The sequence below is a fragment of the Burkholderia thailandensis E264 genome (assembly GCF_000012365.1).
Classification (GTDB): Bacteria; Pseudomonadota; Gammaproteobacteria; order Burkholderiales; family Burkholderiaceae; genus Burkholderia; species Burkholderia thailandensis.
The window spans coordinates 2,133,411-2,155,147 of the sequence record NC_007651.1 but is presented as its reverse complement, the minus strand read 5'-3'; the positions used below and the strand labels follow the sequence as shown (position 1 = coordinate 2,155,147).

General features: G+C 68.3%; 21 protein-coding genes. 3 read left to right on the top strand and 18 right to left on the bottom strand.

The window, feature by feature from the left end:
- Positions 1-2: 2 nt before the first annotated feature.
- The 9 genes from bamC to BTH_RS21920 all read right to left on the bottom strand — a co-directional run bounded on the left by bamC (position 3) and on the right by BTH_RS21920 (position 8,520).
- A complete protein-coding gene (gene bamC / locus BTH_RS21960; protein ID WP_009890216.1) occupies positions 3-1,145 on the bottom strand; it encodes an outer membrane protein assembly factor BamC in 1,143 nt (380 codons plus the stop codon).
- Between the two features lie 110 nt (positions 1,146-1,255).
- Positions 1,256-2,158, bottom strand: a complete 903-nt coding sequence (gene dapA, locus BTH_RS21955; RefSeq protein ID WP_009890214.1) for a 4-hydroxy-tetrahydrodipicolinate synthase — start codon at positions 2,156-2,158, stop codon at positions 1,256-1,258.
- A 44-nt stretch (positions 2,159-2,202) separates the two neighbouring features.
- Positions 2,203-2,820, bottom strand: coding sequence for a class I SAM-dependent methyltransferase (locus tag BTH_RS21950; protein WP_025369277.1), 618 nt, complete (start codon positions 2,818-2,820; stop codon positions 2,203-2,205).
- Positions 2,817-4,019: a tryptophan--tRNA ligase gene (locus BTH_RS21945; RefSeq protein WP_009890211.1), complete on the bottom strand. Its 1,203-nt coding sequence runs from the start codon at positions 4,017-4,019 to the stop codon at positions 2,817-2,819. Before BTH_RS21945 ends, BTH_RS21950 begins: the two co-directional genes overlap by 4 nt.
- 8 nt (positions 4,020-4,027) lie before the next feature.
- The gene (locus BTH_RS21940) at positions 4,028-4,693 is read right to left on the bottom strand and encodes a site-2 protease family protein (RefSeq protein WP_009890209.1); all 666 of its coding nucleotides are present in this window, start codon (positions 4,691-4,693) and stop codon (positions 4,028-4,030) included.
- Positions 4,694-4,791: 98 nt separating this feature from the next.
- The gene (locus BTH_RS21935; protein ID WP_009890207.1) at positions 4,792-5,421 is read right to left on the bottom strand and encodes an L-threonylcarbamoyladenylate synthase; all 630 of its coding nucleotides are present in this window, start codon (positions 5,419-5,421) and stop codon (positions 4,792-4,794) included.
- Between the two features lie 63 nt (positions 5,422-5,484).
- Positions 5,485-6,315, bottom strand: a complete 831-nt coding sequence (locus tag BTH_RS21930; protein ID WP_009904694.1) for a 3',5'-nucleoside bisphosphate phosphatase — start codon at positions 6,313-6,315, stop codon at positions 5,485-5,487.
- Positions 6,316-6,525: 210 nt separating this feature from the next.
- Positions 6,526-7,416: an alpha/beta fold hydrolase gene (locus tag BTH_RS21925; protein WP_011402199.1), complete on the bottom strand. Its 891-nt coding sequence runs from the start codon at positions 7,414-7,416 to the stop codon at positions 6,526-6,528.
- Between the two features lie 285 nt (positions 7,417-7,701).
- The gene (locus BTH_RS21920; RefSeq protein WP_009890202.1) at positions 7,702-8,520 is read right to left on the bottom strand and encodes a ferritin-like domain-containing protein; all 819 of its coding nucleotides are present in this window, start codon (positions 8,518-8,520) and stop codon (positions 7,702-7,704) included.
- 178 nt (positions 8,521-8,698) lie between these two features.
- Between BTH_RS21920 and BTH_RS21915 the strand changes: the two genes are divergently transcribed.
- The 3 genes from BTH_RS21915 (at position 8,699) to BTH_RS21905 (ending at position 10,645) form a co-directional block, all read left to right on the top strand.
- Positions 8,699-9,223 carry a gamma carbonic anhydrase family protein gene (locus BTH_RS21915; RefSeq protein WP_009890200.1) on the top strand — a complete coding sequence of 175 codons (525 nt, stop codon included), beginning with the start codon at positions 8,699-8,701 and terminating at the stop codon, positions 9,221-9,223.
- A 38-nt stretch (positions 9,224-9,261) separates the two neighbouring features.
- Positions 9,262-10,212: an Hsp33 family molecular chaperone HslO gene (gene hslO / locus BTH_RS21910; protein WP_009904690.1), complete on the top strand. Its 951-nt coding sequence runs from the start codon at positions 9,262-9,264 to the stop codon at positions 10,210-10,212.
- Positions 10,213-10,300: 88 nt separating this feature from the next.
- Positions 10,301-10,645, top strand: coding sequence for a hypothetical protein (locus tag BTH_RS21905; protein ID WP_009890196.1), 345 nt, complete (start codon positions 10,301-10,303; stop codon positions 10,643-10,645).
- A 161-nt stretch (positions 10,646-10,806) separates the two neighbouring features.
- On the opposite strand, the gene ftsB is transcribed toward BTH_RS21905, so the two are convergent.
- From ftsB to BTH_RS21860, 9 genes are all read right to left on the bottom strand, one after another.
- The gene (gene ftsB / locus BTH_RS21900) at positions 10,807-11,238 is read right to left on the bottom strand and encodes a cell division protein FtsB (protein WP_009890195.1); all 432 of its coding nucleotides are present in this window, start codon (positions 11,236-11,238) and stop codon (positions 10,807-10,809) included.
- Positions 11,239-11,329: 91 nt separating this feature from the next.
- Entirely contained in the window at positions 11,330-12,613 is a 1,284-nt protein-coding gene (gene eno / locus BTH_RS21895) for a phosphopyruvate hydratase (protein WP_009890193.1), read from the bottom strand.
- Between the two features lie 104 nt (positions 12,614-12,717).
- Positions 12,718-13,572, bottom strand: coding sequence for a 3-deoxy-8-phosphooctulonate synthase (gene kdsA / locus BTH_RS21890; RefSeq protein ID WP_009890191.1), 855 nt, complete (start codon positions 13,570-13,572; stop codon positions 12,718-12,720).
- Entirely contained in the window at positions 13,569-15,230 is a 1,662-nt protein-coding gene (locus BTH_RS21885; RefSeq protein WP_009890189.1) for a CTP synthase, read from the bottom strand. The genes kdsA and BTH_RS21885 overlap by 4 nt, the downstream gene beginning before the upstream one ends.
- Before the next feature lie 242 nt (positions 15,231-15,472).
- Positions 15,473-16,300 (bottom strand): alpha/beta fold hydrolase, encoded by an 828-nt coding sequence (locus BTH_RS21880; protein ID WP_009890187.1) that lies wholly within the window; start codon positions 16,298-16,300, stop codon positions 15,473-15,475.
- A gap of 36 nt (positions 16,301-16,336) precedes the next feature.
- Positions 16,337-18,874, bottom strand: coding sequence for a ComEC/Rec2 family competence protein (locus BTH_RS21875; protein ID WP_009890185.1), 2,538 nt, complete (start codon positions 18,872-18,874; stop codon positions 16,337-16,339).
- 53 nt (positions 18,875-18,927) lie between these two features.
- Entirely contained in the window at positions 18,928-19,716 is a 789-nt protein-coding gene (locus BTH_RS21870; RefSeq protein WP_009890183.1) for a TatD family hydrolase, read from the bottom strand.
- Positions 19,717-19,720: 4 nt separating this feature from the next.
- Positions 19,721-20,470: a lipoprotein-releasing ABC transporter ATP-binding protein LolD gene (lolD, locus tag BTH_RS21865; protein ID WP_011402197.1), complete on the bottom strand. Its 750-nt coding sequence runs from the start codon at positions 20,468-20,470 to the stop codon at positions 19,721-19,723.
- Complete coding sequence (locus BTH_RS21860) at positions 20,463-21,716, bottom strand: lipoprotein-releasing ABC transporter permease subunit (RefSeq protein ID WP_009890181.1); 1,254 nt, start codon at positions 21,714-21,716, stop codon at positions 20,463-20,465. Before BTH_RS21860 ends, lolD begins: the two co-directional genes overlap by 8 nt.
- Positions 21,717-21,737: the final 21 nt, after the last annotated feature.

Below are 21,737 nucleotides of genomic sequence, written 5' to 3'. Positions count from 1 at the left end.
GGTTAGTTCAGCTGCGCGTGCAGCAGCGAGATGATTCGCCGTGCGTCGGATGACGTGTCGATCTGGCCGTTTGCATCGACGACGGCCACCTGCGTCTTCGCATCGCCTTGCGCGCGCACGTTGACGAGGAATTCCTTGCCCGGTTTCGCGGCAGTCGGGCCGCCGTAGAACAGCTTGCCGAACAGGCCGTCGCGCTTGAGCTCTTCCATCGAGTTCGCGTAACGGACGTAGTACACGCCCTTCGAGCGATCGCGGTTGTCGACCGCGAAGTTCGTGCGGTCGAGCGCGAGCCCGACACGCAGCCAAGCGCGGTCGAACGATTCGGCCAGATCGAGCGTCGATGCGCCGCCGGCGCCGACGACGGTCACGGGCGCGGTGGCCGGACGCGCGTCGGCGAGCAGTTGCTTCGCCTGCGCATCGGTCAGGCCGAACTTCTCCATCAGCTTCGCGAGGAACACGGCCTCGAGCACCGGATTGCGCGGACGCTCCTCCCAGCGCGACGACGTGCCGCCCTGCGCGCCCGTCAGCTTTTCCTCCATCGCGCTATGCGTGATCGAGATGTCGGTATTGCCGTCCGACGTGCGCGTGACGAGCGTGCGGAAGCGATCGCGCGTGCCCGACGAATAGGCGAAATCGATCACTCGGCCGATCGTGCGGCGGAACCAGTCGTCGGGAATGTTCGCGCGATTTTCCGCCCAGTCGGTCGCCATGATGCCCGTCGACGGCGCGTCCGTCTTCAGCACGAAGCCGTTGTCCTGCCAGAACTCCTTCAACTGCGGCCACAGCTGTTCGGGCGAGCGGCCGTCGACGACGAGCCAGCGGCGGTCGCCGTCGCGCTCGACGTGCATGCCGAACGGATCCTGCGCGCTCGGCTGCCCCTCCGTCGTGTTACCCGCGGCCGTCACCGCGCGCGTCGGCGCGGAGCCCAGGCCCGAATTCGTCGGCGGCGCGACGTACGACGGGCTGAGCGGCATCGCCGTCAGATCCTGCGGCACCTGCAGCGGCGGCGCAGACCCGGTCGACTTGTAGTTGACCCGGTCGGGCGCGAGGTAGTCGTTCAGCGTGTCGCAGCCGGCGAGCGCGCCCAGCGCGAGCGCCAGCACCGAAATCTGGATCGCACGGGAGGAAAAGGCGGAATGTTTCATGAAGTCCTTCGTCTTGCTAGAACGCGTGTCACGCGCGACGCCGGGAGCGGCCGGGTCGGTGTCGGATCGATCGGGATGCGGCGCGGCCGCGCGGACGGCCGCGTAAGGCCTCACAGGAGGCCGGCCTCGCGAAGCGCACCGCGCACGGCTTCGTGGCAGCGCTCGTCGAGCGGCGTAAGCGGCAGGCGAATGCCGCCCGCGATCTTGCCCATTTGCTGAAGCGCCCACTTCACCGGAATCGGGTTCGCTTCGATGAACAGATGCTTGTGCAGCGACAGGAGCTTCATATGAATCTCGCGCGCCGTCTTCACGTCGGCGGCCAGCGCCGCGCGGCAGAGCTCGCTCATCGCGCGCGGCGCGACGTTCGCCGTCACCGAGATGTTGCCGTGGCCGCCGAGGAGCATCAGCGCGATCGCCGTCGGATCGTCGCCGCTGTAGATCGAGAAGTGCGCGGGCGCAGCCTTGATCAGTTGCGCGGCGCGGTCGATGTTGCCCGTCGCGTCCTTCACGCCGACGATGCCCGGCACCTGCGCGAGCCGCAGGATCGTCTCGTTCGACATGTCCGCGACCGTGCGGCCCGGCACGTTGTACAGGATCACCGGCAGGTCGACCGCCTCGGCGATCGCCTTGAAGTGGCGGTACATCCCTTCCTGCGTCGGCTTGTTGTAATACGGCACCACTTGCAGCGTCGCGTCGGCACCCACCGCTTTCGCGTGCTTCGACAATTCGATCGCTTCGGCCGTCGAGTTGCCGCCCGCGCCCGCGACGATCGGGATCCGCTTCGCCGCATGCTTGACCGCGGTTTCGATCATGAGGACATGCTCGTCGACGGAAAGCGTCGCCGATTCGCCGCTCGTGCCGACCACGACGAGGGCATCCGTCCCCTCTTCGATGTGCCAGTCGATCAGCTTGCGGAAGGCCGCCAGCTCGAGGCTGCCGTCCTCGAGCATCGGGGTGACGATCGCGGGGACGCTGCCGCGGATTTGAATGCCGTCTTGAGTGCCGTTAGCCATGAAACAAACGCGATGAAAAATCGGTAAAAGTCGATTGTAGCGGATTAGCCCGCCAGTCCGTAACGCGGAAATCCCGCCCCTTCTTGCGACGCGGCGCGCTCGCGCAACGCGCAGATTCGTTGGACGAATGCGTCGCGCGGCGCGGTGACGAACCCATCCTCGAACGCGACGACGCGCAACTGCCCGCGCACGGCATCGAGCAGCTCGCCCGGCGCGAGCAGGAACGCCGGATTGGACGGCTTGCCGACCGTTTGGTTGCCTTGCGCGAACGTCTCGTACAGCAGCACGCCGCCCGGCGCGACTGCGGCGACGAGACGCGGCAGCAGAGGGCGGTGCAGATAGTTCGTGACGACGACTGCCGAAAAGCACGCATCGTCGGCGAGCGGCCACGGCGCGCCTTCGAGATCGGCCGCCTGCGCGACCACGCCGGGCAGCGCGCCAAGCGATGCGAGCGCGGCCGGATCGCGCTCGAGCGCGCGCACCGGATGGCCTCGCTGCGCGAACCAGCGCGCGTGGCGTCCGTGGCCCGCGGCGACGTCGAGCACCGCGCCGCCCGCCGGCATGAGATGCGACCACTTGAGCACCCACGCCGACGGCTCGACCGCCATGTCGTGCGCGCCCGCACCGGGTGCGCGCTCAGCTGCGATCGTTGGCGTTTTCAACTGTACGACAGCCCCATCGCCTCGCGCACGTCGCGCATCGTCTCGGTCGCATACTTGCGCGCCTTGTCGCAGCCGTCCGCGACGATCGCGCGCAACAGCGACGGATCGTCCATGTACTTCTGCGCGCGCTCGAGCATCGGCTGCTGCTCGCGCAGAATCCCCTCGACCACCGGCTGCTTGCAGTCGAGGCAGCCGATGCCCGCCGAACGGCAGCCCTTCTGCACCCACTCGTGCGTCGCCTCGTCCGTGTAGACCTGGTGAAGCTGCCACACCGGACACTTGTCCGGATCGCCCGGATCGGTGCGGCGCACGCGCGCCGGATCGGTCGGCATCGTGCGGACCTTCTTCGTGATCGTCTCCGCGTCCTCGCGCAGGCCGATCGTGTTGCCGTACGACTTCGACATCTTCTGGCCGTCGAGGCCCGGCATCCGCGAAGCCTCGGTCAGAAGCGCCTGCGGCTCGACGAGGATGATCTTGCGCGCGCCTTCGAGATAGCCGAACAGGCGCTCGCGGTCGCTCATCGACAGGCTCTGCGATTCCTGCAGCATCGCGCGCGCCTGTTCGAGCGCCTCGTCGTCGCCCTCCTGCTGATATGCGTTGCGCAGCTCGTGATAGAGCTTCGCACGCTTGCCGCCCAGCTTCTTCGCCGCCTCGAGCGCCTTCTCCTCGAAGCCCGGCTCGCGGCCGTACAGGTAGTTGAAGCGGCGCGCGATCTCGCGCGTCATCTCGACGTGCGGCACCTGATCCTCGCCGACCGGCACGAGCGAGCCGCGGTACAGCAGGATGTCGGCCGCCATCAGCACCGGATAGCCGAGGAAGCCGTACGTCGACAGATCCTTGTCCTTCAGCTTCTCGATCTGCTCCTTGTAGGTCGGCACGCGCTCGAGCCAGCCGAGCGGCGTGCTCATCCCGAGCAGCAACGCGAGCTCCGCATGCTCGGGCACCTTGCTCTGGATGAAGAGCGTCGCCTGCGCCGGGTCGATGCCCGACGCAAGCCAGTCGATCAGCACGTCCCAGACGTTCTTCTCGATCACCTCGGGCGTTTCGTAGTGCGTCGTCAGCGCATGCCAGTCGACGACGCAGAAGAAGCACGGATACTCGGACTGCAGCTTGACCCAGTTCTTCAGCACGCCGTGATAGTGGCCGAGATGGAGCGACCCCGTGGGTCGCATGCCGGAAAAGATACGGTCTGGGAACATGATTATCGTTAGAAAAGCGAGGCGAAAGGAGTCAGGATGGCCGTCACGACCGCATAGCCGGCGCTCACCAGCGGCCGCAGCCAGAGCTTCGTCAGGAGGCCCGTCGCGACGAGCGCGAGCACGATGAAGAAACCGTACGGCTCGAGCCGCGACAGCGCGATCGATTGCTTCGGCGGCAGCAGCGCCGCGAGCACGCGCCCGCCGTCGAGCGGCGGCAGCGGAAAGAGATTCAGCACCGCGAGCACGAGATTCACGCCGACGCCCGCGCCCGCCATGCGCGTGAAGAAGGGCTCGTCGATTGCGAGCGCGGCGAGGCCGATGCTCACGAAGCCCCAGATCAGCGCCTGGACGAAGTTGCAGCCTGGCCCGGCGAGCGCGACCCAGAGGCTCCCCCAGCGCGGATTGCGCAGATTGCGGAACGTGACGGGCACGGGCTTCGCGTAGCCGAACAGGAACGCGCCGCTCGTGAGGAAGTACAGCACGAGCGGAATCACGATCGTGCCGAACGGATCGATGTGGCGCATCGGATTGAACGACACCCGGCCCATCATGTACGCGGTATTGTCGCCCAGCAGGCGAGCGACATAGCCGTGGGCGGCCTCGTGCAGCGTGATCGCGAAGACCACGGGAATGGCGTAGACGGCAATCGTCTGTATCAGGGAAGAAGCATCCATAGCGCGCTATTGTAACAAGCGGCAAACGCGCGAACGGCGCGCATGCATGCGGACCGAAACGGCGGCCGCTCCGTTGCGCCGGGACGGCGCGGCGGCGCTCACGCGGCGAGGCCGAACGGCTCGAGCGGGCCGCGCCCCGCCCGCACGAGTTGCGGCTCGTCACCCGTCAGGTCGATCACCGTCGACGGCTCGCGCGGGCACGCGCCGCCGTCGATCACGAGGTCGACCTGCTTTTCGAGGCGCGCGCGGATTTCCTCCGGATCGTTGAGCGGTTCGTCGTCGGGCGGCAGGATCAGCGTCGTGCCGAGCAGCGGCTGGCCGAGCGACTCGAGCAGCGCGAGCGTGATCGCATGCGCGGGCACGCGCAGGCCGATCGTCTTGCGCGACGGGTGCGACAGCCGCCGCGGCACTTCCTTCGTCGCCTGCAGGATGAACACGTACGGCCCCGGCGTCACCGACTTGATCAGCCGGTACTGGCGGTTGTCGACCATCGCGAACGTCGCGAGCTCGGACAGATCGCGCACGAGGAGCGACAGGTGCTGCTTCTCGTCGAGCCCGCGGATGCGGCGCACGCGCTCGACCGCGTCCTTGTCGTCCAGATGGCACGCGAGCGCGTAGCTAGAATCGGTCGGCAGCGCGATCACGCCGCCGCCGCGCACGATTTCGGCCGCCTGCTTGATGAGACGCGGCTGCGGATCATCCGGGTGAATCCTGAAGAATTGGGACATGGGGACAAAAGTATGGATCGGCGCGCGCGAGCCCGCGGCCGGATGTGCTGCCGGCAAACGCCGCTATAGCCAGCGCTCCCAGACGGGTTTGAGATCGGGCGGCAGCGGCGGCAGGCTGCCGAGCTCGGTGCGCCCTTCTCCCGGCGCGTGGAAATCGGAGCCGCGCGACGCCTCGAAGCCGAAGCGCCGCGCGACGTCCGCATATTCGCGGTACTGGTCGGGCGTGTGGCTGCCCGTCACGACCTCGATCGCGACGCCGCCCAGATCGATGAACTCGCCGAAGAACGCGTCGAACTCGACGCTCGTGTACGCGTAGCGGCCCGGATGCGCGACGACCGCTTCGCCGCCCGCCTGGCGGATCCACGTGACGGCGTCCGACAGCTTCGCCCAGCGGTGCGCGACGTAGCCCGGCTTGCCGTCGCCGAGGTAGCGGTCGAACACGTCGGAAATCGATGCCGCGTAGCCCTTGTCGACGAGAAAGCGCGCGAAGTGCGTGCGCGAGATCAGATCGGGATTCGACACGTAGCCGAGCGCGCCCGCGTAGGCCCCTTCGATGCCGAGCGCGGCAAGCGCGTCGCCGATCGCGACCGCGCGCGCCGCGCGGCCATTGCGGGTTCGGTACAGCCCGTCGACGAGCGCCGGGTTCTGCGGATCGATGTTCAGACCGACGATGTGCACGGTGCGCGACGCCCACGTCACGGAAATCTCGACGCCGTGCAGGTAGCGCATGCCGAGCGCCTCGGCGGCCTCGCGCGCGGCGCGCTGGCCGCCGACCTCGTCGTGATCGGTCAGCGCCCACAACGTGACGCCGCCCGCGTGCGCGCGGCGCGCGACGTCGGCGGGCGCGAGTTGACCGTCGGAAACGTTCGAATGGCAGTGGAGATCGGCGTTCATCGTGGGCATCGGAGGCTAAGCGGTCATTCTACTGCAACGCGCAAATTCGCCGCAGACGCCCCGCCGGCGGGAGCCGCGCCCGGCTGCGGGCCCGCCGGGCGACGCGCTCGCGCGTCGTTCGCCTTTCGCCTCCCGCGCGCCGACGCGCGTTCGGACATGCATTGGCACCCGGCCTTTCGCCGCCCGCCGGATCGACGCCCGCAAATCGGCTCAGGCGCAGAACGCCTCGATCAGCGCCGCGATCTGCTCCGGCTGATCGTGATGCACCATGTGCCCCGCGTCTTCGACAAGCTTCTCGCGCCAGTCGGCGAACGCCGAAAAGCGCGCCTTGAATTCGGAAAGCGCAATCTCGCCCGCCAGGAACGCGAGCGTCGGCGAATCGACGGCCTCGATGTGCAGCACCCTCGCGCGCACCTTCGACCAGATCGCCATCACCTCGTCGAGGCGGTACAGCAGCGGGCCGCGCAGCTTGTGCGCGGGATCGGCGAGCAGCCGGTACTGGCCGCCCGCGTCGCGCGTCGCCCAATGCGCGGCGAGAAACGCCGCGCGGCGCGGCTCGAGGCGCGGATTCGTCTTCACGAGGCGCGCGGCGACGTCTTCGAGCGACGCGTAGCGCTTGAGCCCCGGCGGCGCGCGCAGCTCGTCGAGCCACTGCGCGAGACGCCGCGGCGCCTGCTCGGCGTGCGCGGGCGCGAGCCCGAAGCCCTCCAGATCGACGACCCGCCGCACCCGCTGCGGCCGCGCGCCCGCATACAGGCACACGACGTTCGCGCCCATGCTGTGGCCGACGAGATTCACCTCGCCGTCGGGCGTGTAGTGGTCGATCAGCGCATCGAGGTCCGCCAGGTATTCGTGGAACCAGTAGTGGCCGCCGCCTTGCGCGGCGACCGGCCAGTCGGACAGGCCGAAGCCGCGCGCGTCCGGTGCGATCACCTGCCAGTCGCCCGCGAGCGCGTCGACGACGAACTGGAACGACGCGGCAACGTCCATCCAGCCGTGCAGCATGTAGAGCGTCGGTGCATCGGGCCGCCCCCAGCGGCGCACATGCAGCTTCACGCCGCGAACCGTGACGAAATCGGAGACAGATTGAGTGGAGTGCATCGCAACCGCCATAAAAAAGAATGACCGTTCGATTATATCGATCCGGCCCGTCCGGCGTGGGGCGAGCCGCAAGACCGGGCGCGTTTCGAGGCACTTCTCTAGGGCCTGTTCACGCTCGTGACGGGCTTGCGCTGGCCGCCGGAGGGGCCAGGCGGCCGGATTGCGGCGATGCGACTACCCAATGTCTTCGCAAAGAGCACGGCGCGGCGATCGGCCCTTTCCGCGGCCGGCCCCGCGAACGAATTCCGGAATCAGGGGGGGGCGCCTCGCCGGCACACGCCCGCGTCACGCGTTCGGATCGTCGTCCTGCGCGATGAGCGCGTTCAGTTCGTCGTCGTCGAAGCCCGCGGCGCGCCGAGCCTCGAAATTGAACGGGCCGCGCAGCCGCGGCGCCCGGTACTGCTTGGCGAGCCGTTCGTAGGTCGCATGCGGATCGATCCCGGCGGCGTCGCACAGATGGCGAAACCAGCGATTGCCGATTCGCACATGACCGATCTCGTCGCGCAGGATCACATCGAGAATCGCCGCCGACGCGTGATCGCCCGCCTGCTGAAGCCGTGCGCGAATCGGCGGCGACGCGTCGAGCCCGCGCGCCTCGAGCGTGCGCGGCACGAGCGCCATCCGTGCGAGCGCGTCGCCCGCGGTCCGCTCGCACATCTCCCAGAGGCCGTCGTGCGCCGGGAAATCGCCGTACGCGTGGCCGAACTCGGCTAGACGCGCGGCGAGCAGCGAGAAGTGGTGCGCCTCCTCCGCGGCAACTTTGAGCCAGTCCGCATAGAACGCCGCGGGCATCCGCGCGAAGCGCCACACCGCGTCGAGCGCGAGGTTGATCGCGTTGAATTCGATGTGGGCAAGCGCATGCAGCAGCACGGCCCGCCCTTGCGGCGATCGCATGCTGCGCCGCGCGAGCAGGCGCGGCTCGACGAGCGCCGGGCGAACCGGCCGCCCCGGCAGACCGTGCGCGGGCGCGCTCAGCTCGCGATCGGGGAAAGCCGCCGCGCGGCCGTCGACGAGCGCCGAGCGCAGCTCGACGACGCGCGCGGCCTTGCTTGCGGGATCGGTCTCGCAAAGCGCGGCAAGCGCGTCGCTTCGAGCGCAGCGCAACGGTTCGGGCAATGAAATCGGGACGGATGACATGAGAAGACGACCTGCCCGCGTGCGGCGCGCACGCGAACGACCGGGACAACCGTTTACAATAAGCGATTCGATCGCGCCGCATTCAAGCGCGACGCAACCGCGCGCCATTGTACCGGCCGCCCAGACAAGCCCCAAGGGAGACATCGTGACCATCTACAAGCTCGGCGACAACGCCCCGTCCATCCACGAAAGCGTGTTTGTCGCGGACAGCGCGACGATCATCGGCCAAGTCGTGCTGGAAGAGAACGCGAGCGTCTGGTTCGGCGCGACGATCCGTGGCGACAACGAGCCGATCACGGTCGGTGCGGGCAGCAACGTGCAGGAAGGCGCGGTGCTGCACACCGATCCGGGATGCCCGCTCACGATCGCGCCGAACGTGACGGTCGGCCATCAGGCGATGCTGCACGGCTGCACGATCGGCGAGGGCTCGCTGATCGGCATTCAGGCGGTGATCTTGAATCGCGCGGTGATCGGCCGCAACTGCCTGGTCGGCGCGGGCGCGGTGATCACCGAGGGCAAGACGTTTCCCGACAATTCGCTGATTCTCGGCGCGCCGGCGAAGGTCGTGCGTACGCTGTCCGACGAGGACATCGCGCGGATGCACATGAACACGAAGAGCTACGCGATGCGGCGCGCGTATTTCAAGGAGCAGCTCGTGCGGATCGGCTGAACCGCCGCGCACGAGCCGTTTGATCGTCGAGGAAAAAAGTGAGCGACCAGTTACAGAAATTCATGTTCAACGCGGCCCCGGTGCGCGGCGAGATCGTCTCGCTGCGCAACACGTGGCAAGAGGTGCTCACGCGCCGCGACTACCCGACGCCCGTGCGCAACGTGCTCGGCGAGATGATGGCGGCGTGCGCGCTGTTGTCGGCGAATCTGAAGTTCGACGGCACGCTCATCATGCAGATCTTCGGCGACGGCCCGGTGAAGATGCTCGTCGTCCAGTGCAGTGCGGACCTCGCGATGCGCGCGACCGCGAAGTTCTCGGGCGACGCCGCGCAGATCATCGGCGACGGCACGTCGTTCGCGAACCTGATCAACGCGAGCGGCCACGGCCGCTGCGTGATCACGCTCGACCCCGCCGACAAGCGGCCCGGCCAGCAGCCGTATCAGGGCATCGTGCCGCTGAACGGCGAGGACGGCCCGCTCGCGTCGATCGCCGACGTGCTCGAGCATTACATGCGGCACTCGGAGCAGCTCGACACGCGCCTCTGGCTCGCCGCCGATCAGGATCGCGCGGTCGGCGTGCTGCTGCAGAAGCTGCCGGGCGACGGCGGCATCGTGCCGCGCGTCGAGGAAACCGATACGGACACCTGGGAGCGCGTGTGCACGCTCGGCGGCACGCTTTCGTCGAAAGAGCTGCTCGAAGTGGAACCCGAGACCGTGTTTCGGCGTCTGTTCTGGCAGGAGAATGTGCAGCACTTCGAACCGACGGCCACGCGCTTCCAGTGCACGTGCTCGCGCGAGAAGGTCGGCGGGATGCTGCGCATGCTCGGGCGCGTCGAGATCGACGGCGTGATCGAAGAGCGCGGCCACGTCGAGATTCACTGCGAATTCTGCAATCAGCGCTACGAATTCGATCCGGTCGACGTCGTCCAGTTGTTCGCGACGCCCGAACTCGGCGCGGGCGTCGCGCCCGCCGCCGCGCAACGGCACTGATTCGCCCGCGAGCCAACGAGCAACCGGGCAATGCGCCGCGCCCGTTGTCCGGCGAGCGCGGCGCCGGCACAAGCCAGGAGGCAGCAGCATGAAATCGATTCTCGTTCGCGCCGCGCCGCTCGCGGCGCTCGTTGCGGCCGCGTCGCTGAGCGGATGCGCCGCGCCGCCGTCGACGACGGTTCTGAGTCGTCTGCCCGAGCAGGCAGGTACGACGACGCACACGCTCACGCCCGACGAGCGCAAGCGCTACGACGAGATCGACCGGCAGGTGCTGCGCGAGCAGAACGCGGCGATCGCGGCCGAGGATGCGGCGCGCGCGTGGTCGTACTACTATCCGCCGCCCATCACCTACTACGGCGGCTACTACGGCGGAGGCTGGGGACACGGCTGGGACTCGGGTTTCAGCTACGGCTACCCGGGTTGGCGGTGGTGAATTCGCCGAATTTCGGCAAATTGAGAACCCACGAGAAACAAAAAGCGCGGCCGAGAGACCGCGCTTTTTTCACCGGGCTTTCCGAAGCATCCTGATTGCGTGACGGCCGCGCCGCGCATTCGGCGGCGAGTCTTCACCGCGCGATGCCAGGGCCGCGCCCGTCAGCCTTGCGTCGGCTTGCGCGCCTTGTCGCCGCCGTGCCGCCTCTCCGGCTTTACGCGCGAGACGGGATTCGGCACGACGCGCATCGGCGCGGCCGACACCTCGCCGCGCGTCGACGTCGACGGCTGCGCGTTGCTCTGCGCCGCGGGCGCCGGCGAATTCGGCGACACGAACTGCACGAACACTTCGCCGTCCTTCACCATGCCCATTTCGTAGCGCGCGCGCTCCTCGATCGCCGACGTGCCGTTCTGCAGATCCTGCACTTCGCCTGCGATCCGCTCGTTGCGCAGCTTCGCATCGGCATTCTTCTGCAACTGGTCGTTCAACTGCTGCCGCAGCTCATGCACCCGCAGCCAGCCGCCGTGCCCCCACCACAACGGGTACTGAATCACGACCAGCAAAGCGATCAGAACGACGGTAACGAGCCGCATGAATAAGCCGCAGATATAAGAAGCGCCGCTTCACGAGATCGCGAAGCGGCGTCATCAGTGAACAAGACCGATAGTAACGCGTCAGCGCGCGTCAGCGCAGATTGTAGAACGCCGATTTGCCCGGGTAGCTCGCGATGTCGCCCAGATCCTCTTCGATGCGAAGCAGCTGGTTGTACTTCGAAATGCGATCGCTGCGCGACAGCGACCCCGTCTTGATCTGGCCGGCGTTCAGGCCAACCGCGATGTCGGCGATCGTCGAATCCTCGGTTTCACCCGAACGGTGCGAAATCACGGCCGTGTAGCGCGCGCGCTTGGCCATCTCGATCGCCGCGAACGTTTCGGTCAACGTACCGATCTGATTGATCTTGATGAGGATCGAGTTCGCGATGCCCTTCTCGATGCCTTCCTTCAGGATGCGCGTGTTCGTGACGAACAGGTCGTCGCCGACCAGTTGCACCTTCTTGCCGAGGCGATCGGTCAGCAGCTTCCAGCCGTCCCAATCGCTTTCGTGCATGCCGTCCTCGATCGACACGATCGGGAACTTGTCGGCAAGCGTCGCGAGGTAATCGCTGAATTCGGCCGACGACAGTTGCAGGCCCTCGCCCGCGAGCTGGTACTTGCCGTCGTGGTAGAACTCGGAGGCCGCGCAGTCGAGCGCGAGCAGCACGTCTTCGCCCGCGCGGTAGCCCGCCTTCTCAATCGCCTGCAGGATCGTCGACAGGCATTCGTCGTTGCTGCCGAAGTTCGGCGCGAAGCCGCCTTCGTCGCCGACCGCCGTGCTCATGCCGCGGTCGCCGAGAATCTTCTTCAGCGCATGGAACACTTCCGCGCCGCAACGCAGGGCTTCGCGGAACGTCGGCTGGCTGACCGGGACGATCATGAATTCCTGGATGTCGAGGCTGTTGTTCGCGTGCGCGCCGCCGTTGACGATGTTCATCATCGGCACCGGCAGTTGCATCGCGCCCGAGCCGCCGAAATAGCGGTACAGCGGCAGGCCGGCTTCTTCAGCCGCGGCCTTCGCGACCGCCATCGACACGGCGAGCATCGCGTTCGCGCCAAGGCGTGATTTGTTGTCGGTGCCGTCGAGCTCGAGCAGCGTCTTGTCGAGGAACGCCTGCTCGGACGCATCGAGGCCCATGATCGCTTCGGAGATCTCGGTGTTGATGTGCTCGACCGCCTTCAGCACGCCCTTGCCGTTGTAACGGCCGGCTTCGCCGTCGCGCAGCTCGATCGCCTCGCGCGAGCCCGTGGACGCGCCCGACGGCACCGCCGCGCGGCCCATCGTGCCCGACTCGAGCAGCACGTCGCACTCGACGGTGGGATTGCCGCGCGAATCCAGAATTTCGCGGCCGATGATGTCTACGATTGCACTCATGGTTTCCTCTGAAAATGACGATGGATCCTGTCTTCAGCGACGGCGGTCGATCCCGGCGCGGCAGCCGCTCCTGCTACTGACGCGCGCGACGGCCGCCGAGTTCATCAATTGAAATCGTTTTCCAGGAACGGGACGCGCTTCACCGCTTGATCGAGCGTGACGAGCGTTTCCAGCAGCGCGGCCATCCTGCCGAGCGGCACCGCGTTCGGGCCGTCGGACTTCGCCTCGGCCGGATTCGGGTGCGTCTCCATGAAAAGCCCCGCGACGCCCGTGGCGACCGCCGCGCGCGCGAGCACCGGCACGAATTCGCGCTGGCCGCCCGAACTCGTGCCCTGCCCGCCCGGCAGTTGCACCGAGTGGGTCGCGTCGAACACGACGGGCGCGCCCGTCTCGCGCATGATCGCGAGCGATCGCATGTCCGACACGAGATTGTTGTAGCCGAACGACACGCCGCGCTCGCACGCCATGAAGCGGTCTTCCGACAGTCCCGCTTCGCGCGCGGCGTCGCGCGCCTTGTCGATCACGTTCTTCATGTCGTGCGGCGCGAGAAACTGGCCCTTCTTGATGTTCACGGGCTTGCCCGATTGCGCGCACGCGCGGATGAAATCGGTCTGACGGCACAGGAACGCGGGCGTCTGCAACACGTCGACGACGGCCGCCACGGGCGCGATCTCGTCGATCTCGTGCACGTCGGTCAGCACCGGCACGTTCAGTTGCCGCTTCACCTCGGCAAGAATCCGCAGCCCCTCGTCCATCCCGAGCCCACGAAACGACTTGCCCGAGCTGCGATTGGCCTTGTCGTACGACGACTTGTAAATGAACGGCACGCCAAGCTTCGCGCAGATTTCCTTCAGCCGGCCTGCGGTGTCGATCGTCATCTGCTCCGATTCGACGACGCAGGTGCCGGCGATCAGGAAGAACGGCTTGTCGAGCCCGACTTCGAATCCGGCGAGATTCATGCTTTCGCTCCGGCGCGCGCCTGCTGACACGCGATCGCGGCTTGAACGAACGACTTGAAGAGCGGATGGCCGTCACGCGGCGTCGACGTGAATTCCGGGTGGAACTGAACGCCGACGAACCACGGGTGCATCGCGCGCGGCAGCTCCATCATTTCCGGCAGATCTTCGCTCGGCGTGCGCGCGCTGATCACGAGGCCGCCCGCTTCGAGTTGCGGCACGAAGCGGTTGTTGACTTCGTAACGATGACGGTGGCGCTCGTTCACGTCCTTGCCGTAAATCGCTTCGGCGAGCGTGCCCGGCTTGATCGGGCAGCGCTGCGAGCCGAGCCGCATCGTGCCGCCGAGATCGGAATCCTCGGTGCGCTTCTCGACCTTGCCCTCGCGGTCGTACCACTCGGTGATCAGCGCGACGACGCGCTCCGGCGTGTTCGGATCGAACTCGGTGCTGTTCGCCTGCTTGAGGCCGACGACGTCGCGCGCGAATTCGATGACGGCGAGTTGCATGCCGAGGCAGATGCCGAGATACGGCACCTTCGCTTCGCGCGCATAGCGCACGGCCGCGATCTTGCCTTCGGTGCCGCGCCGGCCGAAGCCGCCCGGCACGAGCACGGCGTCGAGATGAGCGAGGCTCGCGGTGCCGTTCGCCTCGAGCTCTTCCGAATCGATGTACTCGATGTTGACCTTCGTCGACGTGTGGATCGACGCATGACGCAGCGCTTCGATCAGCGACTTGTACGACTCCGTCAGGTCGACGTACTTGCCGACCATCCCGATCGTCACCTCGTGCTTCGGATTCTGAAGCTTCTCGACGAGCTCCGACCACATGCGCAGGTCGGCCGGCTGCGGATCGAGGCGCAACTCCTCGCAGATGAGGCGGTCGAGCCCCTGGTCGTGCAGCATCTGCGGAATCTTATAGATGCTGTCGACGTCCCACACCGAGATCACCGCGTCTTCCGGCACGTTCGAGAAGAGCGAGATCTTCTTCGATTCGTCGTCGGGAATCGGGCGATCGGCACGGCAGAGCAGCACGTGCGGCGAAATGCCGATCTCGCGCAGCTTCTGCACGCTGTGCTGGGTCGGCTTCGTCTTCAGCTCGCCCGCCGTCGCGATGAACGGCACGAGCGTCAGGTGAACGAAGCATGCGCTGTTGCGGCCGAGGCGCAGGCTCATCTGGCGCGCCGCCTCGAGGAACGGCAGCGACTCGATGTCGCCCACCGTGCCGCCGATCTCGACGATGGCCACATCCGGCTCGCCGCAGGTGGCCGACGCCGCGCCGCGCTCGATGAACGCCTGGATCTCGTTCGTGATGTGCGGAATCACCTGGACGGTCTTGCCGAGGTAATCGCCGCGACGCTCCTTGCGGATCACCGATTCGTAGATCTGACCGGTCGTGAAGTTGTTGGCCTTGCGCATCTTCGTGCTGATGAAGCGCTCATAGTGGCCGAGGTCGAGATCCGTCTCCGCGCCGTCTTCCGTCACGAACACTTCGCCGTGCTGAAACGGGCTCATCGTGCCGGGGTCGACGTTGATGTAAGGATCGAGTTTGAGGAGGGTGACTTTGAGACCGCGCGATTCGAGGATCGCGGCGAGAGAGGCGGCGGCAATGCCCTTGCCGAGGGAGGAAACTACGCCGCCGGTGACGAAAACATATTTGGTCATCGCTGGATGCTCGCGGGAAAAACGGATTATACCGTAAAGGCCGCGCGTCACTCAGCAATCGACGCGCGATCGCGCCCCTTCCCGTTACTGTCCGCGCTCGTCCGCGCCGACCGGCCATTTCACGCAGCGGGCCGCCGCCGATCGCGCCGCGTGGCCGTGCAATCCCGGCGCGCCGCGCCGATCTCGCCCGCGCCGCATCCGGCCGGTTCCCCCCTTGCATCGCGGCACGCAAGCCGCCGCGATCACCCGCGCCGCGCGTCGTCGCCGCCTTGCGCCGCGCGCAGCACGTTGATCATGCGCTGCACCGCGCGGGCGGTCTCGAGCGGCCGCTCCATCGGGAAGAGATGGCTGCCTTCGAGCCATTCGATCCGGCCGCGCACCGCCCGGCGCGTTGCCGCGAGCCCGATCTGGCGGATCTCGCGCGAGCGCGTGCCGGCGAGAAAGCCGACCGGCACGGGCGCGCCGCGCGCGAGGCGCGGACCGAGCGTGTGCGGCAGCGTCCGGTAGATCATGTACTCGATCTGCCGGTCGAACGCGAGCGAGCGCTCGCCCGCCGCACTCGTCTGCGGAATGCCGTAGTCGATGTAGTCGGACAGCATCCGCTCGTCCCAGCGCGCGAACGCGGACTTCGCGCGGAAATGCCGCCACGCGTCGTCGCGACTCGCCCAATGGACGCGCCGGGTGCGCGTCGCGGCGGCGGGGGACAAACGCTCGTCGAGCCCCGTCCATTGGCTCACGCGCAGCGCGCTGCTGCGCCAGCCGGCAATCACGGGCGAATCGAGCATCACGACGCCGCGCACCCATTGCGGGCGCTTGAGCGCCGCCATCAGCGACAGATAGCCGCCGAGCGAATGGCCGACAAGCCACACGGGCCGCTCGTATGCGCGGCCGATGTCGTCGAGCAGTTGCTCGACGAGGTGCGGCCAGTCGCGCGTCACCGGAAAGCGGCGGTCATGACCGATCCGCTCGATGAAGCGCAATTCGTAATCGTCCGCGAGCTCGGCGAAGATCGTCCGATACGTGGACGCCGGAAAGCCGTTCGCATGCGAGAAATGGATGATGTCCTTCAAACGACGCTGTCTCCCTGTCGTAGCCTCCGCACCGCGTCAACGGTCCATCCAGTAGCGCCGGTGCGCGTCCCGATACCGTACCGGCGCGGGGAGCGCGCCGCTCGACGTCATGTCGACGCGCACGGCGCCGTCGCGGTCGGTACGCGGCAACTCGATGCCGCGCCCGGCATAGCGCGCCCAGACGGTCGGATGCGGATGGTGAAACCTGTTGGCGTAGCCTACCTGAAATATTGCAATGCGCGGCTCGACCGAATCGAGGAAAGGCTCGGTCGACGACGTGCGGCTGCCATGGTGCGGGACGACGAGCACCTGCGCCGCGAGCGCTCGGCGCGCCCCGGCGACGAGCGCGCGCTCGGAGCGTGCGTCGACATCGCCCGTCAGGAGCGCCGCACGCTCGCCCGCCGACACGCGCAGCACGCACGACTGAGCGTTCGTCGCGCCGCCCGCGCGCGGCCCGCCGGCGGGCCAGAGCGTCGCGAACTCGACGCCGTCCCAGCGCCAGCGCTGCCCCGCCGCGCACGGCAGCGCGTCGGCCACGCCGGCTGCGTGCGCGACGCGCCACAGGCGGTTCGACGGCGGCAGCCCGCCCGTCACCTGCGCGACCGTGATCGCTTCGAGGACGGCGGGCGCGCCGCCCGCGTGGTCCGAATCCGCGTGGCTCACGACGAGCGTGTCGAGCATGCGCACGCCCCGCGCGCGCAAGAACGGCACGACGACCCGCTCGCCCGCATTCGACGCCTCCGGCCCCGGGCCCGCGTCGAACAGCAGCGCATGCCGCGCGGTTTCGATCAACACCGCCGAGCCCTGCCCGACGTCGAGCGCCGTCAACCGGAACGTGCCGTCGGGCAGGGCGAGCGGAGCCGGCACGACAAGCGGCAGCCACGCGAGCGGCGCCGCACCGCGCAGCGGCCAGCCGCGCGGCGTCAGCGCCCACACGACACCCGCCGCCGCCGTGGCGAGCGCGAAGCCGCCCGGCACCGGCAGCATCCAGACCGTGCGCCCCGCGCCGGCTGCCGCTTCGAGGAACCGCATCAGCGCCGCGACGAGCGCTTCGCCGAGCACGTACGCCGGTGCGTCGAGCGGCGCGGGCAGCACGACGCCCGCGAGCACGATCGGCGTGACGAGCGAGCCGACCCACGGAATCGCGAACGCATTTGCGAGCGGGCCGGTGAGCGGAATCTGCGCGAACCACAGCGCGGTGAGCGGCGCGAGCGCGATCGTCACCGCGAACTGCGCCCGCGCGGCATCGCGCACGCGCCGAACGAGCCGCCCGATCGCGCGCCTCGCCCTCATCCGTGCCCGCGCACACGCGGCACGCCACCGCGCGGGACACGCCGGCGGCGACGCGCGTTCGCGACATGCGCCGTCGATCGAGCCGCGCGCCTCGTCGAGGTCGCGCGCTTCGCGCGCGGCGCTTCGCCCCGACGACGCGAACAGGATCGCAGCGACCGCGCAGAACGACAGCCAGAACCCCGGCGACGTCACTGCCCACGGATCGACGATCAGCACGCAGCCGAGCGCCGCCGCCAGCACCGAAGACGGCGCGAGCGAGCGCCCGCTCAGATATGCGACGCCCGCGGCGGCGAGCATCCACCACGCGCGCTGCGCGGGCACGTTGAAGCCCGCGAGCGCCGCATAGCCGGCGCCGCCGACGATCGCGCCGAGCGCCGCGACCTTCTGCGCGGGCACGACAAGCGGCCAGTTGCGCCCGACGTAGCCCGAGCGCCGCCAGAACCCGCCTGCGAGCCACGCGCACAGGCCGCCGACCATCCCGACGTGCAGCCCGGAAATCGCGACGAGGTGGCTCGTGCCGGTATCGCGCAGGATGCGCCGGTCGCCGTCGACGATGTCGTCCTGCGCGCCGATCGCGAGCGCGACGACGATCCCGCGATGCGCGGCGTCGCCGAGCGCATCGGCGATGCGCCCGCGCAGGCGCGCACGCAACCGGTCGACCATCGCCGCGACGCCGGACGCGCGCCCCGCGAGCCGTTGCGCATCGTGCGCCGCCGATACGTAGCCGAGCGCCCGGATGCCGCGCGCGAGCCATGCCGCTTCCGCATCGCGCACCCCGAAATTCGCATTGCCGTGCGGGCGTTTCAGACGCACGCGCAGCCGCCATCGGTCGCCCGGCACGAGCTCGGGCGGCGACGCGGCCGAGCGGCCGAACGTGTACCACGCAAGCGACAGCGTCGCCGGAAACCGCGCGATGCGCGCGTCGTTTTCATCGACGTCGAACAGGAAACGCGTGCCGTTCGCGTCGCGCGACGGCAAGCCGCGCACGGCGCCCGTCACGACGATGTCGCGCCCCTCCCACTGCGCGGGCAGCGCATCGGCAAGCCGCCACTGCGCGCGCGCCGCCGCGTAGCCGAAGCCCGCGAGCGCGGCCGCGCAACAGCATGCGCAGAACCCGATCGATCGCGTGCGCGCACGCACGCCGTCGCGCCACGCGAGCGCGAGCCACACGCACAAGCCGAACGCGAGCGCGCCGCCCGCCCATGCCGCCGCGCCCGGCAACGCCGCCTGCTGCTGCAGCGCGACGACGCCGAGCGCGAACGCGCCGCACCTCGCCCGCATCGCGCCTCCGTCTATTCGCGCCGCCCGAGCGACGCGTGTCCGTCACGAATCGATTATGCGGACGAAAGCGCGAGTCGCGGCAGCGCGGCGAGCGCGTTAGCCGAAGTGGATAGGGAAAGCGCGTCGACGCCGATGCCGCGCAGCTCGGCGATCACGGCGCCGATGCGCGGCACCTGGTCGGGCGTATTGCGCTGCTTGTCGCGCCATTCGGGGGGAATGTCGGGCGCGTCGGTCTCGACGACGAGCGCGTCGAGCGGCAGTTGCCCGGCGAGCCGCCTGATCTGCCGCGCGCGATCGAACGTCACGTTGCCGCCGAAGCCGAGCTTGAGCCCTTGCGCGAGATACGCTTCGGCCTGCTGGAAGCTGCCGTTGAACGCGTGCGCGATGCCGCGCCGCACGCCCGCGCGCCGCAGCCCGGCCAGCACGCGATCCTGCGACTTGCGCACGTGGCACACGACAGGCAGATCGAAGTCGCGCGCGAGCCGCAGCTGCGCATCGTAGAAGCGCTGCTGCCGGTTCTCGTCGAGCCCCGGCGCGAAGTAGTCGAGACCGATCTCGCCGATGCCGACGAAGCGCGGATCGCCGATGCTCGCCTCGACTTCCATCCGCAACCGGTCGAGGTCCTCGTCGCGCGCATGCGGCGTGTACATCGGATGAATGCCGAGCGCGTAGACCGCGCCCTGCGTCGCGTGCGCGAGTTCGCGCACCGTCGGGAAATTCATCCGGCCGACGCTCGGGATCACGATGCGCGACACGCCCGCCGCCCGCGCCGCATCGGCGACGACCTCGCGGTCGGCGTCGAACTCCGGCGCATCGAGATGGCAATGCGTGTCGACCCACATCGCGTCACACCGGCACGGCCGGCTCCTCGTGCAGCACGCCGTCGCGCAGCCGCAGGATGCGGTCGCAGCGCGCGGCGAGATCGGGATCGTGCGTGACGATCACGAAGCTCGTGTCGAGCGTTCGCGACAGCTCGAGCATCAGGTGGAACACGTGATCGGCGGTCGAGCCGTCGAGGTTACCGGTCGGCTCGTCGGCGAGCACGCACGCGGGCTTCGTGACGAGCGCGCGCGCGATCGCGACGCGCTGCCGCTCGCCGCCCGACAGCTCGCCCGGCCGGTGCTTCGCACGCGCGCCGAGCCCCACCTGCTCAAGCATCTCGCGCGCATGATGGCGCGCCTCCTCGGCCGACATCCGGCGGATTCTGAGCGGCATCGCGACGTTGTCGAGCGCGGTGAATTCCGGCAGAAGATGATGAAACTGATAGACGAAGCCGAGCGCGCGGTTGCGCAGGTCGTTGCGCTCGCGCTCGGCGAGTTGCGTGAACGGCTTGCCGAGCAGCGACACCTGCCCCGCGCTCGGCTCGTCGAGCCCGCCCAGCACGTGCAGCAGCGTGCTCTTGCCCGAGCCCGACGCGCCGACGATCGCGAGCTTCTCGCCGCGCCGCACCGACACCTGCGCGTTGTCGAGCACCTGCACGTTGAAGCCGCCCTGCATGAACGTCTTCGTGATGCCGTGCGCCTCGAGCACGCATTCGCGCGCGGCGCCACCCTGATGGTTCTGATTCATCGTCTGTTCGAAAACCCGGTCATTCATAGCGCAGCGCCTCCGCCGGTCGCACCTTCGCGCCGCGCCAGCTCGGATAGAGCGTCGCGAGCGCGGACAGCACGAAAGCGATCACGCCGATCTTGATCACGTCGCCCGCGACGAGCTCGGACGGCAGCTCGCTGATGAAGTACACCGACGGCGGCAGGAACTGCACGCCGAACGCATGCTCGATCATCGGAATGAGCCACGGAATGCTCCACGCGATCAGGCAGCCGAGCGCGACGCCCGTCGCGGTGCCGACGAAGCCGATCGTCACGCCCTGCACGACGAAGATCTTCATGATGGAGCCCGGCTGCGCGCCGAGCGTGCGCAGGATCGCGATGTCCGCCTGCTTGTTCGTCACCGTCATCACGAGCGACGATACGAGGTTGAACGCCGCGACCGCGATGATCAGCGTGAGGATGATGAACATCATCCGCTTCTCGATCTGCACTGCGGAGAACCACGTCTTGTTCTGCTGCGTCCAGTCGCGGATATACAGGTCGCCCGACAGCGTGTGCGCGAGTTCGCGCGCGACCTGCGGCGCCTTCTGCATGTCCGTGAGACGCAGCCGCACGCCCGTCGGCGCGGGCAGCCTGAAGAGCGCCTGCGCGTCCTGGATGTCGATCATCGCAAGCGTGCTGTCGTATTCGTAATGGCCGGACTCGAAGATGCCGACCACGGTGAACTGCTTCAGGCGCGGCATCATCCCGGCCGGCGTGATCGTGCCCTCCGGCGCGACGAGCGTGACCTTGTCGCCGACGCCCACCCCGAGATTGCCCGCGAGCGCGTTGCCGAGCACGATCCCGAACTGGCCGGGCGCGAGCGCCGTGAGCGCGCCCGCCTTCATGTCCTTGCCGATGTCGGACACCTGCGGCTCGAGCGACGGCTCGACGCCGCGCAGCATCACGCCGCTCACCGCGTCCTGCCGCGTGAGAAGCGCCTGCGCGTCGACGTACGGCGCCGCGCCGATCACCGATCGATTCAGGCGCGCTTCCTTCGCGGTCAGTTGCCAGTCGGGCATCGAGCCCGTCGGCGAGAAAATCTCGACGTGCGCGAGCACCGACAGCATCCGGTCGCGCACCTCCTTCTGAAAGCCGTTCATCACCGACAGCACGACGATGAGCGCCGCGACGCCGAGCGCGATCCCGAGCATCGACACGAGCGCGATGAAGGAAATGAAGCCGTTGCCGGTCGTGCGTTTGCCGGCGCGCGTATAGCGCCAGCCGATCTGCCATTCGTACGGAAGTTTCAAGCGTATCCTTTCTGCTGGTTG

What these genes read in the sequence shown, in the direction of transcription:
- bamC (WP_009890216.1), bottom strand. Translation starts at nt 1,145, where the DNA reads ATGAAACATTCCGCCTTTTCCTCCCGTGCGATCCAGATTTCGGTGCTG.
- dapA (WP_009890214.1), bottom strand. Translation starts at nt 2,158, where the DNA reads ATGGCTAACGGCACTCAAGACGGCATTCAAATCCGCGGCAGCGTCCCC.
- BTH_RS21945 (WP_009890211.1), bottom strand. Translation starts at nt 4,019, where the DNA reads ATGTTCCCAGACCGTATCTTTTCCGGCATGCGACCCACGGGGTCGCTC.
- BTH_RS21940 (WP_009890209.1), bottom strand. Translation starts at nt 4,693, where the DNA reads ATGGATGCTTCTTCCCTGATACAGACGATTGCCGTCTACGCCATTCCC.
- BTH_RS21935 (WP_009890207.1), bottom strand. Translation starts at nt 5,421, where the DNA reads ATGTCCCAATTCTTCAGGATTCACCCGGATGATCCGCAGCCGCGTCTC.
- BTH_RS21930 (WP_009904694.1), bottom strand. Translation starts at nt 6,315, where the DNA reads ATGAACGCCGATCTCCACTGCCATTCGAACGTTTCCGACGGTCAACTC.
- BTH_RS21925 (WP_011402199.1), bottom strand. Translation starts at nt 7,416, where the DNA reads ATGCACTCCACTCAATCTGTCTCCGATTTCGTCACGGTTCGCGGCGTG.
- BTH_RS21905 (WP_009890196.1), top strand. Translation starts at nt 10,301, where the DNA reads ATGAAATCGATTCTCGTTCGCGCCGCGCCGCTCGCGGCGCTCGTTGCG.
- ftsB (WP_009890195.1), bottom strand. Translation starts at nt 11,238, where the DNA reads ATGCGGCTCGTTACCGTCGTTCTGATCGCTTTGCTGGTCGTGATTCAG.
- eno (WP_009890193.1), bottom strand. Translation starts at nt 12,613, where the DNA reads ATGAGTGCAATCGTAGACATCATCGGCCGCGAAATTCTGGATTCGCGC.
- kdsA (WP_009890191.1), bottom strand. Translation starts at nt 13,572, where the DNA reads ATGAATCTCGCCGGATTCGAAGTCGGGCTCGACAAGCCGTTCTTCCTG.
- BTH_RS21885 (WP_009890189.1), bottom strand. Translation starts at nt 15,230, where the DNA reads ATGACCAAATATGTTTTCGTCACCGGCGGCGTAGTTTCCTCCCTCGGC.
- BTH_RS21875 (WP_009890185.1), bottom strand. Translation starts at nt 18,874, where the DNA reads ATGCGGGCGAGGTGCGGCGCGTTCGCGCTCGGCGTCGTCGCGCTGCAG.
- BTH_RS21870 (WP_009890183.1), bottom strand. Translation starts at nt 19,716, where the DNA reads ATGTGGGTCGACACGCATTGCCATCTCGATGCGCCGGAGTTCGACGCC.
- lolD (WP_011402197.1), bottom strand. Translation starts at nt 20,470, where the DNA reads ATGAATGACCGGGTTTTCGAACAGACGATGAATCAGAACCATCAGGGT.